General features: G+C 70.8%; 9 protein-coding genes. 4 read left to right on the top strand and 5 right to left on the bottom strand.

The features are described from left to right. The first annotated feature begins 49 nt into the window (after positions 1-49). Positions 50-1,969, top strand: coding sequence for an AMP-dependent synthetase/ligase (locus NMK44_RS36665; RefSeq protein ID WP_254751585.1), 1,920 nt, complete (start codon positions 50-52; stop codon positions 1,967-1,969). Between the two features lie 89 nt (positions 1,970-2,058). On the opposite strand, the gene NMK44_RS36660 is transcribed toward NMK44_RS36665, so the two are convergent. The 5 genes from NMK44_RS36660 to NMK44_RS36640 form a co-directional block, all read right to left on the bottom strand. Beyond that, positions 2,059-3,201, bottom strand: coding sequence for a serine hydrolase domain-containing protein (locus NMK44_RS36660; protein ID WP_254751491.1), 1,143 nt, complete (start codon positions 3,199-3,201; stop codon positions 2,059-2,061). A gap of 163 nt (positions 3,202-3,364) precedes the next feature. Further along, a complete protein-coding gene (locus NMK44_RS36655) occupies positions 3,365-4,954 on the bottom strand; it encodes a sodium:solute symporter family transporter (RefSeq protein ID WP_254751489.1) in 1,590 nt (529 codons plus the stop codon). Beyond that, positions 4,951-5,202 (bottom strand): hypothetical protein, encoded by a 252-nt coding sequence (locus NMK44_RS36650; protein WP_254751487.1) that lies wholly within the window; start codon positions 5,200-5,202, stop codon positions 4,951-4,953. Before NMK44_RS36650 ends, NMK44_RS36655 begins: the two co-directional genes overlap by 4 nt. A gap of 474 nt (positions 5,203-5,676) precedes the next feature. After that, positions 5,677-6,987 carry a PucR family transcriptional regulator gene (locus NMK44_RS36645; RefSeq protein WP_254751485.1) on the bottom strand — a complete coding sequence of 437 codons (1,311 nt, stop codon included), beginning with the start codon at positions 6,985-6,987 and terminating at the stop codon, positions 5,677-5,679. A gap of 287 nt (positions 6,988-7,274) precedes the next feature. Beyond that, positions 7,275-7,721 carry a spore-associated protein A gene (locus NMK44_RS36640; protein WP_254751483.1) on the bottom strand — a complete coding sequence of 149 codons (447 nt, stop codon included), beginning with the start codon at positions 7,719-7,721 and terminating at the stop codon, positions 7,275-7,277. A gap of 219 nt (positions 7,722-7,940) precedes the next feature. On the opposite strand from NMK44_RS36640, the gene NMK44_RS36635 reads away from it, so the two are divergent. The 3 genes from NMK44_RS36635 to NMK44_RS36625 all read left to right on the top strand — a co-directional run bounded on the left by NMK44_RS36635 (position 7,941) and on the right by NMK44_RS36625 (position 11,679). Continuing rightward, positions 7,941-8,795, top strand: a complete 855-nt coding sequence (locus NMK44_RS36635; protein WP_254751481.1) for a lytic polysaccharide monooxygenase — start codon at positions 7,941-7,943, stop codon at positions 8,793-8,795. A gap of 167 nt (positions 8,796-8,962) precedes the next feature. Then, positions 8,963-9,859: an endonuclease/exonuclease/phosphatase family protein gene (locus NMK44_RS36630; RefSeq protein ID WP_254751479.1), complete on the top strand. Its 897-nt coding sequence runs from the start codon at positions 8,963-8,965 to the stop codon at positions 9,857-9,859. A 587-nt stretch (positions 9,860-10,446) separates the two neighbouring features. After that, a complete protein-coding gene (locus NMK44_RS36625) occupies positions 10,447-11,679 on the top strand; it encodes a cytochrome P450 (protein ID WP_254751477.1) in 1,233 nt (410 codons plus the stop codon). Positions 11,680-11,715: the final 36 nt, after the last annotated feature.

Here is an 11,715-nt window from a genome sequence, read left to right as displayed (position 1 = left end):
GTACGCGTACCACCGGCGCGCCGCGCCGCCACCCTTCTGAGAGGTGACCGTGAACCAACCGCCGTCCACCGCCAACCGCCCGGTCTCCCTCGCCCACTTCTTCCTCTCCCGGGTGCGGGCGACCCCCGACGCGGAGGCGTACCGCTTCCCGGTGGTCGCCGCGCCAGGAGGGAGCCCGCCCGGTGAGGCCGGGCCGGGCGAGGAGGAGTGGCATGCGCTGACCTGGGCCCGCACCGGGGAGCGCGCGGCGGCGATCGCTGCCGGGCTGATGGCCCTGGGTGTCCGTCCGCAGGAGCGGGTGGCGATCGCCTCGGGGACCCGGGTGGAGTGGATCCTGGCCGATCTGGGGGTGATGTGCGCCGGTGGGGCGACCACCACCGTGTACCCGACCACCGACGCCGATGAGACGGCGTACATCCTGGCGGACTCCGAGAGCCGGGTGCTGTTCGCGGAGGACGCCGGGCAGCTCGCCAAGGTGCTGCGGCACCGCGCCGAGCTGCCCGCGCTCACCGCCGTGGTCACCTTCGAGCCGGTGGAACCGGCGGCGGCCGGGGACGGCCCGGAGGTGCTCTCGTTGGAGGAACTGGAGCGGCGCGGCGGGGAGTTGCTGGCCGAGCGGCCGGACGTGGTCGAGGAGGCGGTGTCGAAGATCGACCCGGAGGACCTCGCCACCCTCATCTACACCTCGGGCACCACCGGCCGCCCCAAGGGGGTGCGGCTCGCCCATGACTGCTGGTCGTTCCAGGCGCAGTCCGCGCTCGGGCTCGGCCTGCTGTCGCGGGAGGACCTGGAGTACGCGTGGCTGCCGATGGCGCATGCGTTCGGCAAGAACCTGCTGTGCGCGCAGATCGCGGTGGGCTATCCGCTCGCGGTGGACGGCCGTCTGGAGCGGCTTCCGGCCAATCTGCGGCTGCTGCGGCCGACGGTGATGGCCGCGGTCCCCCGGGTCTTCGAGAAGATCTACAACTCGCTGGCCACCGAGGCCCGGCGGATGGGCGGGACCAAGCTGCGGATCTTCACCTGGGCGGCGCGGGTGGCCCGTACGTACGCCCGCGCCGCGCAGAGCAAGGGCGCGGAGACCGGACAGGGCATGGAGAGCGGCAAGTCGCTGGTGCCCTTCTGGCTCTCGGTGCAGCATGTGATCGCCGACCGGCTGGTCTACGCGGGTGTGCGGGAGGTCTTCGGCGGCCGGATCCGCGGCTGTACCAGCGGCAGCGCTCCGCTCGCACCCGAGATCGGGCTGTTCTTCTCCGGCGCGGGCATCCCGATCCTGGAGGGGTACGGGCTCACCGAATCCTCGTGCGGCGCGTCGATGAGCCTGCTGGAGTACCGCACCGGGGTGGCGGGCCGTCCGCTCCCCGGGGTGGAGATGCGGATCGCGGACAACGGGGAGATCCTGCTGCGCGGTCCCAACATCATGCGCGGCTATCACCACCTCCCGGAGAAGACCGCCGAGGTGCTGGACCCCGACGGCTGGTTCCACACCGGCGACCAGGGTGAGCTGACCGAGGACGGCTATCTGCGGATCACCGGCCGGATCAAGGAGCTGATCAAGACCTCCGGCGGCAAGTACGTGGCACCGCTGGAGATCGAGAGCCGGCTGAAGGGCGCCTGTCCCTTCATCAGCAACGTGGTGGTCGTGGGCGACCACCGCCACTACTGCAGCGCCCTGATCACACTGGACGAACCGACGCTGACCGCCTGGGCGCGGGAGCAGGGCATGACCGGCCTCGACTACCGCGCGCTGTGCGGTTCGGAGGAGGTGCGGGCCATGGTGGCGGGCTATGTGGACGGGGTCAACGCCGGTCTCCAGCGCTGGCAGACGCTCAAGAGGTTCACGGTGCTGCCCCGTGACTTCGACCAGGCGCACGGTGAGGTGACACCGAGCATGAAGGTGCGCAGGCCCCAGGTGCAGCGCAGCTTCGCCGCGGAGATCGACGCAATGTACGAGGACGCCCCCGGCTCCTGACCCTCCTCGCTCCTTCAGTCCCCGCGTGGGACATGACGGTGGCCGTGCGGTTGAACCGCACGGCCACCGTCGCGTTCCGGAAGCGGGGCTCAGCCGGCCAGGGAGCCGTAGGCCGCGGCGAGCAGCGTCATACAGCGGTCGTCGGTGGCCGCGCCCTCGTCGACCATACGGTTGGGCACATAGGAGAAGGCCATCCGGGCGTCGAGGTCGACGATGCAGCCGGAGCCGCCCGCACCGCCCCAGAAGCCCGCGCGCTGGTTGGGCGAGAGCGGGAACGCCTCGGTGGGGAGCGCAAAGCCCAGACCCCAGCGCACCGGGAACTGGAGGATCAGGTCGAGGCCATCGGTGCGGGTGCGGAAGACGGAGTCACAGGTGGCCTCGGAGAGCAGTCGCACCCCGCGGGCCTCGCCGCCATTGGCGAGGACGGACTGGATCGCGGCGATCGACTCCGCGTTGCCCTGGCCGCCGAAGGCGGGCAGTTCGGCCTCGCGCCATTCCGGTGTCCAGGCGACCTTGTGGCCGGTTTCGAAAATCGGCGGATTGTTGAGCGCCTGGGCCATGGGATGGTCCATGTCGATTCCACCCGCAATCCGCGGCGGGGGAATCACCGGGGAGATCCGGTGGTGCTCCGCACGCTCGATGCCGAAGTGGAAGTCCGCGCCCAGCGGTCCGGCGATCTCATCGGCCAGAAAGCGCCCGATGCTCACACCGGTGACCCGGCGGACGACCTCGCCGATGAGGTGGCCCTGGGTGTAGCCGTGGTATCCGCTGACGCTGCCGGGCGTCCAGCGCGGGGTCTGCCGGGCCAGCAGTGAGGTCGACTTCTCCCAGTCGTAGACGTCCTCGAACGAGACCTTCTCATCCCAGGCGGGAAGTCCGGCGGAGTGCGAGAGCAGGTGCTCGACCAGCACATCCTCCTTTCCTGCCTGGGCGAACTCCGGCCAGTAACGGGCCACCGGGGCGCTCAGGTCCAGCGCCCCGCGGTCGGCGAGCACCAGGGCGCACAGCACGGAGACGGTCTTGCTGCTGGAGAAGACATTGGTGAGGGTGTGCCGTTCCCAGGGCCGGGTGCGATCGGCGTCGAAGGAGCCGCCCCAGAGGTTGATCACGGGCTCGCCGTCCAGATACAGGGCGACGGAGGCGCCTACGTCCGTGCCGTTCTCCAGGTTTTCCTGGAACACCTTCTTGACGGCCGCGAAACGCTCGTCGCAAGAGCCATGAATTTCGGTCATGGCGGCCAATGTAGATCTGTCTCAGGGCGTCGACCTCGGCCTTGGCCTGGGATTTTTGAATTGGAGTAGCCCTTACTCACCGAGCGGTGCGCGAAAACCGCGGGGGCGGGAGAAAAGACCGCACGGGGACCGGCCGGCCTCGGTTCGGCCGGCCCCCGTGCGGTCAGCCCGGGTAGGTGGCGTAGGGCTCCGGTTCGGGCGCGGGCCGCCGCACATGGCGCGGCCGCGGACCGAAGCGGGAACCGGCCCAGCCGAGCGCGAAGCCCGCGGGGATGGTGACCAGACCGGGGTTGTGCAGCGGGAACCACTGGAAGTCCTGGTCGGGGAAGACCGCGAGCGGGGCGCCGGAGACGGACGGGGAGAAGGTCATGGTGACGACGGTGAGGACCAGTCCGCCGTACAGCGACCAGCGCAGTCCGGTGACGGTGAACCCGGACCACATCGTGCCGTAGAACAGCGCGGGCAGCAGGGCCGAGGCGGCGGCCGCGAAGGTGAAGGAGAGCAGCACCTGACGGTTCCAGTGCTGGGTGACCACCGCCAGCACCACGGCCAGCACACCGACGACCACGATCGCCGTACGCGCGGCCGCCAGCTCCCGGTCCGGGGAGAGCTTCCCGCGGAAGACGACCTTGGCGAGGCCGTCGTGGGCGAGCGAGGCCGCGGCGGCCAGGGTGAGTCCGGCGACCGCCGCCAGCGTGGTGACGATGACCGCGCAGGCGACCACCGAGAACAGCAGACTGCGGTGGGCCGACTCGGTCCCGGGGTCGAGCGCCCGGGTGAGCACCAGCAGGGTGTCGTTCCCGGTGGGATCGGCGGTGCGCAGCCCCGCCCCGCCGACGATGGCGGCGGCCCCGGCACCCACGATCACGATCAGCACCAGCAGAGTGGTGACCGCGCCGACGGCCCAGGTGGTGGCGGCGCGGGCGGCCCGCAGACCGCGGATCGGATGCATGCGCATGGTGAGGTGGGGCATACAGCAGGCGCCCAGGGCGATGGTCAGCTGCACACTGAGCACATCCAGCCGCCCGGCGGCGGAGTCGCCGTACTGACGGCCGGACTGCCAGAAGGTGCCGCCGAAGCCACTGGCGTCCGCGGCGGTGCCGAAGAGACTGACCGGGTTCCAGGAGAACCGCTTGAGCACCAGCACCGCGAGCAGGACGAACGCGGCGAACAGCACGAAGGTCTTCACGATCTGGATGAAGCCGGTGCCCTTCATCCCGCCGAGCGCGGCGTAGCAGACCATCAGCGAGCCGATGAAGATGGTGCAGCCGGTGACGGCGGCACTGCCCGGGATGCCGAGCATCACCGCCATCATCGACCCGGCGCCGTTCAGCTGGACCAGCAGCAGGGGGAGGACGACCACCACACAGACGACGGCGGTGTTGACGCGCGCCGGGCGTTCGCTCAGCCGCTCCGCGAGCACATCGCCGAGGGTGAACCTGCCGTGGCCGCACAGCGGTCCGGACATCACCAGCATGAACATCAGGATCGACAGCACGGTGGACGAGGCGATGAGCACCCCGTCGAACCCGGCCAGCGCGATGGTGCCGGTGGTGCCGAGCACGGTGGCCGCGGAGATGTAGTCACCCGCGATGGCCAGGCCGTTCTGCATCGGGCTGAGGCCACTGGTGCCGAGGTAGAACTCGGTGGGGTCGTCATTGCCGGTGGCCGCGAGGATGCACAGCAGGAACGACACCGCGATGAAACAGGCGAAGAGCACGAACGCCAGGGTCCGCGGATCGAGGAAACTCATCTGTCCGGCTCCCCCTCGTCGAGGGACTGCCGGTGGGTCCGGGCCAGCACGGTGAGCAGGACGGTCGCGTCCACGGCCACCAGCAGGGCGCCCAGGGTGAACCCGCCGCCCTCCCCGATGTCGACCACACCCTCGGCGGCGCAGTTGACCACCACCGCTGCCACATGGCAGGTCAGTGCGGCGCAGGCGGCCCGCGCCGTCCACGGCCACGGCCGCTGCCAGGGTGTCCGCCGCACTGCGTGGGACACCCTCGGGGGGTGAGTCGGCATCGGGGGGACGGGGGGTGCCGAAGCCCCGGCACGGGCCGGGGGCTCGGCCGCCGTCGGGAACACGGCCGGTGCCGGGGGTGTGGCCGCGATTCCCGACATGGCATAGATGGCGGGCATCGCCTGCCGGGCCGACATCGCCGTCCTCGCGGGCGGCGGTGGCACGGCGGGGCGCCCGGACGCGGTACGACCTGCCGGTGCCGTGTGACGTCCGGGCGCGGCCGCAGTGGTGCGCATCGGACGGGGCCTCACGGGCGGCGCCCAGGGCTGATCGTGATCGGACATGTCGTTGGCTCCTCATGGGGGTCCCGTCCCGGTACCCGGTAGGAACGGGACCGCCACGACAGCAGCTCACCAGGGAGCTCGTACACCCCGCCGCCGAACCGCGTGGCAGGGGCACATGATCCACGCCGAAGGGTTGTGCACGCCCACATCACCCCCGGTCGCGGGCTGTGATCAGGTGTTCAGCAGTCGGTGTGCGGACAGCGCGAGGGACAACTCCACGACGTCACGCGGGCGGTCCAGCGAGCGCCCGCTCAACTGCTCGTAACGGCGGAGCCGGTTGAGCACCGTGTTGCGATGGCAGAACAGCAGCTCCCCGGCGCGGCGCGCCGATCCGTCGGCCTCCAGCCAGACGGCCAGGGTGGCCAGCAGCACATCCCGGTCGGCCGGTTCGAGGGTGAGGACGGGGCCGAGCATGCGGGTGGCGAGGGCGGAGGACAGCTCCGGGGAGGAGACCACCAGCGCCGCCGGGTAGTGGTCCTCCAGCAGCGCCGCCTGTCCGATACCGGGGCAGGCGCGCAGGGCAGTATCGGCCAGCCGCCGCGCGGTGTTCACCGCGGCCAGGCCGTTCACCTCGGGGCTGACCCCGGCCCGGCCGCTCGGTGGCACCCCCAGCTCCCGCACCAGGTCCGCCGGGGAGGTCCCTTCGGCCAGCAGCACGATGGCGTGGGCGCTGCCCTCCCGGGTGTGCCACACCGTACGGCTGCCGCCGCGCACCTCCGGCGGACGCGGGGCGCGGGGTGAGGAGTCATTGCCCTCCAGCGCCACGACCACGTAGCGCCCCTGCTCGGGGAGTCCGAGAACGGCCTCCGCCTCCGGGAAGTCGCTCACCCGGGCGGTGCCGTCCAGGAGGGCGGCGACGATGATCCGGTAGCGGTTCTCCCGGTGCCAGGCGAGCTGCCGTCCGACCTCGTGGTACGCCTCGGCCACCAGGGTGCAGTGCTCGTCGACGAAGTTCCAGACGTCGGCCGCGACGTGGACCAGCGCCCGCGCACCGTGCGGATCGTCGCGCGAGGCGGTGTCCAGGAGGTGTTCCCAGACGACGGTGCAGCCGATGCGGTACGCGTGCAGCAGCGCGTCCAGCGGGAAGCCCTGGGCGGCGCGGTCGGCGCCGATCCGCCAGGACACCGAGCGGGCCGCTTCCCGGGCCTCCTTGGGGTTGAGCAGCGAACGGACATTGTTGCTCAGCGAGTCGTGCACCTCGCGCCACAGCTCATGCGGATCGACACAGGTGGCCCGGTAGGCGGGCTCCCGCTCCTTCATCAGGGCGACGATCCGGTCCGTCAGCCGGGGCAGTTCGTCGACCATCACCAAGGTGGTGCGGTGCAGCAGCGCGATGGTGTCCGTATCGGCCCGGGAGCGGATCGGCGGGCGGGCGGCGGGCATCCGGGGCAGCGCCCGGACGCGGTCGGTGGCCAGGCGGGGAGCGGGTCGTCCCACGGCGGGGACGGAGGGGCGGGAACCGGAGACGGTGACTGGGTGCATGACGTTCCTCCACCTGTGACGTGCAGTGCCGCTCCGCGCGGCGTGATGAGACAGGGGCCCGCTCCACGGCCGGTGCCTCATCGCTATTGCACCACCGGCATACCACCTGGTCGGTGCCTTCCGCGATTTCGTTACCGGTCCGCCGCCCCGCTCCCACTATCGATCATGACTTCGCCGCAACGGAACACACCCCTCCTCTTAGCCTCCGCGGTTCTCGCACACGACGGCGGGGGCACCGCGATACGGTGCCCCCGCCGCTGTCCCGGTGATGTGCGACCGGGACCGGATCACCAGCCCTTGGTGACGCGGTGCGCTGTCAGCGAGCCGCAGTTGGAGCCATAGGTCCAGGTGGACTGGTTGTCGATGCCCCCGGCCCAGTCGACACACTTGCCGCGCCCGTAGGTGTAGACCGGTCCGGCGTAGGAGCGGTAGAGGCCGCTGTCCTCGACCGACTCGGAGGCGCCGTGTGCGTAGAGGTAGGCGAACATCGAAACCGGTGAGCCCGCCGTGTTGCGCACGGTGACCACGCAGTTCTTGCCCTTGGAGGAGTTGTAGGTGAGGAAGACGGTGCCCTTCGACCCGATCGGTGCCGAGTTGACCACCTTGTAACCGCTTCCACAGGCCCCGTTGTACGCGGCCTTGGCGGCGGCTGACGCCTGCGGGGCGAGGGCCGCGGTGCCGGCGATGGCGGAAGCCAGGACGGCGGTCGCGGCGATGCCTCGAGAAATCTTCATTTATCCCCCTTGTCTCCTAGACGCTTCTTGCGTCTGAAAAAAGTGACATGTGTCGACCGAAGATGGTTGTACCGCGTTGAACCGCTTCTTCGTTCGACCTATGGCCCGACCGTGGCGCGGCCCTGATCCGGAATGAACAACGGACCGCCACGCCGCGTACCGGATGAGCGAGGCGGGGCCTGACCCCGCTGTGAACCGGAGCCTGGAGGGCCGTATCGGATGACCTCGTACCGCACCGCCGCCGCGGCCGCCCTGCTCGGGGCCCTCCCCTGTCTGCTGACGGCACTGGCCGCCGGGCCCGCCGCGGCGCACGGCGCGCCCACGGACCCGGTCAGCCGGACGGTGGCCTGCTCCCCCGCGGGCGGGAAGGACGCGGAGTCGGCCGCGTGCGAGGCCGCGGGCCGGGCCTCCGGACCGGGTGCGGAGCACTGGGACAACCTGCGGGTGGCGGGTGTGAACGGAAAGGACCGGCAGAGGATCCCGGACGGAAAGCTGTGCAGCGCGGGGCTCGACGCCTACCGGGGGCTCGATCTGCCGCGCGACGACTGGCCGTCCACCCGGCTGACCGCAGGCGAGGACCTCACGCTCACCTACCGGTCGACCATCCCCCACACCGGGACCTTCGAGCTGTACCTCAGCAAGGAGGGCTACGATCCGAAGCAGCCGCTGACCTGGTCGGACCTGGAGGCGAAGCCGTTCGCCACGGCCACCGACCCGGCGCTGAAGGACAACGCGTACCGGATCAGGGCCACACTGCCCGCCGACCGGACCGGCCGTCAGATGCTGTACACGGTCTGGCGCAACACCAGCACCCCCGACACCTACTACTCCTGTTCGGACGTGGTGCTGACGGCGCCCGCCGACGCCACGGCATCCGGGGACCGGCCGGAGGAACCCCCGCGCACCTCACCGGCCGGACGGACCCCCGCCGCCCGCGCCGCGGCGGCCGGGGGCGGTGCCGACGGCGACGACGGGGACTCCACCGCCCCGGTACTGCTGGCGAGCGGGGCCGCGGTGCTGGTCCTCGGCGCGGGGGTCGCGGCGACCGTACGCCGGCGGCGGCCGCACCGCTGACCCCAGCGGGCGCGGCGGGTGGCTCACCGCCGCCGGATCCGGACGCCCCGTGCCCCTTGAGGCCGTCGGCGCGTGGTCATACGTTCCCCCACGCGGCCCCCGCAGGACACTCCGCCCACACCGTGCGGCCCGAGACTGAGGGGTCACCGCCGGACCTTGGAGGAGCCATGCCCGCATCTGTGTTCAGCCGTCGTCACGGCGTACGCGCCGCGGCCGTCACCGCCCTCGCGCTCCCGCTCATCGCCCGGACCCCGCACGCCGCCGCGGACAGCCCCTCGGGGGACGGTCCAGGGCTGACCACCATGACGTTCAACCTCCGCTACGCCTCCGACACCGAACCCAACTCCTGGGCCCGGCGCCGCCCCGCCATGCGCGAACTGCTGCGCCGCGCCCGGCCCCATCTGCTGGGCACCCAGGAGGGGCTCTACGGGCAGTTGCGCGATATCGCCCATGACCTCGGTCCGCGCCACGCCTGGCTCGGCACCGGGCGCGCGGGCGGCAGCAAGGACGAGTTCATGGCGGTGTTCTACGACACCGAGCGGCTGGAACCGCTGGAGTACGACCACTTCTGGCTCTCCGACACCCCGTATGTGATCGGCTCGAACACCTGGGGCGGGGCGGTGGTCCGCATGGTCACCTGGGTCCGGTTCCTCGACCGGACCACCGGCCGTCGGTTCTACGCCCTCAACACCCATCTGGACCACCGCAGTCAGCACGCCCGGGAGCGGGCCGCCGCACTGATCACCGAGCGGCTGCACGGGCTCGACGGCACCCTCCCCCGCGTCGTCACCGGGGACTTCAACGTGGCCGCCCACGGCAATCCCGTCCATGACGCGATGCTCGACGGCGGGGCGCTGGTGGACACCTGGGACACCGCCGAGCGGCGCGGGAAGCAGTACGCCACGTTCCACGGCTACGGACCGCTGGTGCCCGACGGCGACCGGATCGACTGGATTCTGACCTCACCGGGGGTGCGCACCCGGCACGCCGTCATCGACACCTTCTCCCTCGACGGACAGTTCCCCAGCGACCATCTGCCGGTGCGGACGGTGCTGGAGCTCTGACCGGGGCGGGGGCGGCACGCCCAGCGGAGCCGGGGATGCCCGAACGGTCATCCACCGGATGACCTGACGCCCGAAGTGCCACCGGGGGTGCCCGACCGGCGTGGTCCGCACCGGCAATGCGCAACCGGCGACGAATGACCCCGGATTCAGCGTCGTTCGGCCCTAGAGTATGCGACTGGCGTCGCCTCCATTGCAGTCACGAGGAATCGTGAAATCCTCAACGATGGCACGGAATTGGCCAGTCGTCTTATGCGTGTCATCCCCGTGGCCGACCCTCGGGCGTCCGGAGGCCGACGACTGGCCCGGACCCACGACCACTTGATTCGCGCAGGTCCGGGCGGCGCCAGACACCCTGTCGACCATCGACGAGGAGCGCGGACCGCGTGTGCCGCGGTGCCACCGGCCGGAGAATCCTGAGCGGGGCGTTCACCGTGGGCACGCAATGACCGAATACGCCGGGGACGACTTCGGCGCTATTCACGTGGTCGCGATGGACGGCGCACACCTCATGGAAAACATCCACCGGAAAAGTACAAGTGAAATACATAAGGTGGGAGAGAACCGATTGACGGATGAGAGAGGGCGCCATGACCCAGTCCGCAGACCGGCCCCCCGAGATGGCACCGCACCCGCCGTTCCCCATGCGGCGCGCCTGCCCCTTCAGCCCGCCCCGGGAGTACGCGGAGCTGCGCCGGGAGCAGCCGGTGTCCCGTGCCACCCTCAAGGTCAACGGCAGGCCCACCTGGCTGGTGACCAGGCATGAACATGTGCGGAGGTTACTCAGTGACGCACGGGTGAGCTCGAACCCGAAACTGCCGGGCTATCCGCATCAGTTACCCGTCCCGGAGCAGACGCTCCAGCAGCTGCGGCCGATGCTGCTGTCGATGGATCCGCCGGACCACACCGCGCAGCGCCGGATGCTGATCCCCGAGTTCACCGCCCGCCGGGTCCGGGAGATGCGGCCGCGGGTACAGGAGATCGTGGACGATCGGATCGACGCGATGCTGGCCGCGGGCGGACCGGTGGACCTGGTCACCGCACTGGCGCTGCCGGTGCCGTCCCTGGTGATCTGCGAACTGCTCGGCGTCCCGTACGAGGACCACCCGCGGTTCGGGCGGTGGTCGGCACACCTGATGAACCACGGCCTCGGCCCGGAGGAGTACGGGGCCTCCATGACGGCCCTCGACACCTATCTGGACACCTTGGTCACCATGAAGGAGGAGCGGCCGGGCCACGATCTGCTCAGCCGGTTCATCGAGAGGAATCGCGAGGAGAGGATCGCCGACCACACGGACATCGTCACCATGGCCCGGCTGATGCTGGTCGGCGGGCAGGAGACCACCGCCGGCATGATCTCCCTCGGGGTGCTGGCGCTGCTGGAACACCCCGAGCAGATGGAGTCCCTCCGCAGCGATCCTTCACTGCTGCCCGGGGCCATCGAGGAGTTGCTGCGCACCTTCGGCATCTCCGACTCCGGCACCGCGCGCGTCGCCCTGGAGGACATCGACCTCGACGGCACCGTGATCCGCGCCGGTGAGGGCATCCTCGCCCTCAACAACGCGGCCAACCACGACGAGACGGTCTTCCCCGACCCGGACACCTTCGACATCCGCCGCACGGAGGCCCGTGAACACCTGGCCTTCGGCTACGGCATCCACCAGTGCATCGGCGCCAATCTGGCCCGGGTGGAGCTGGAGGTGGTCTACGGCACCCTGCTGAGCAGGATCCCCGGTCTGAAACCGGCCGTGACGATGGACCAGTTGCGCTTCAGGGACGACGCCGTGGTGTACGGCGTCCATGCGCTGCCCGTGACCTGGTGACCCCCTGCTCGCCCCCGGCCGGGGGCGAGCACCGTC

The organism is Streptomyces cucumeris (genome assembly GCF_024295805.1).
Taxonomy (GTDB): domain Bacteria; phylum Actinomycetota; class Actinomycetes; order Streptomycetales; family Streptomycetaceae; genus Streptomyces; species Streptomyces cucumeris.
This window is presented reverse-complemented; position numbering and strand designations above follow the sequence as displayed.

What these genes read in the sequence shown, in the direction of transcription:
- NMK44_RS36660 (WP_254751491.1), bottom strand. Translation starts at nt 3,201, where the DNA reads ATGACCGAAATTCATGGCTCTTGCGACGAGCGTTTCGCGGCCGTCAAG.
- NMK44_RS36655 (WP_254751489.1), bottom strand. Translation starts at nt 4,954, where the DNA reads ATGAGTTTCCTCGATCCGCGGACCCTGGCGTTCGTGCTCTTCGCCTGT.
- NMK44_RS36645 (WP_254751485.1), bottom strand. Translation starts at nt 6,987, where the DNA reads ATGCACCCAGTCACCGTCTCCGGTTCCCGCCCCTCCGTCCCCGCCGTG.
- NMK44_RS36640 (WP_254751483.1), bottom strand. Translation starts at nt 7,721, where the DNA reads ATGAAGATTTCTCGAGGCATCGCCGCGACCGCCGTCCTGGCTTCCGCC.
- NMK44_RS36635 (WP_254751481.1), top strand. Translation starts at nt 7,941, where the DNA reads ATGACCTCGTACCGCACCGCCGCCGCGGCCGCCCTGCTCGGGGCCCTC.
- NMK44_RS36630 (WP_254751479.1), top strand. Translation starts at nt 8,963, where the DNA reads ATGCCCGCATCTGTGTTCAGCCGTCGTCACGGCGTACGCGCCGCGGCC.
- NMK44_RS36625 (WP_254751477.1), top strand. Translation starts at nt 10,447, where the DNA reads ATGACCCAGTCCGCAGACCGGCCCCCCGAGATGGCACCGCACCCGCCG.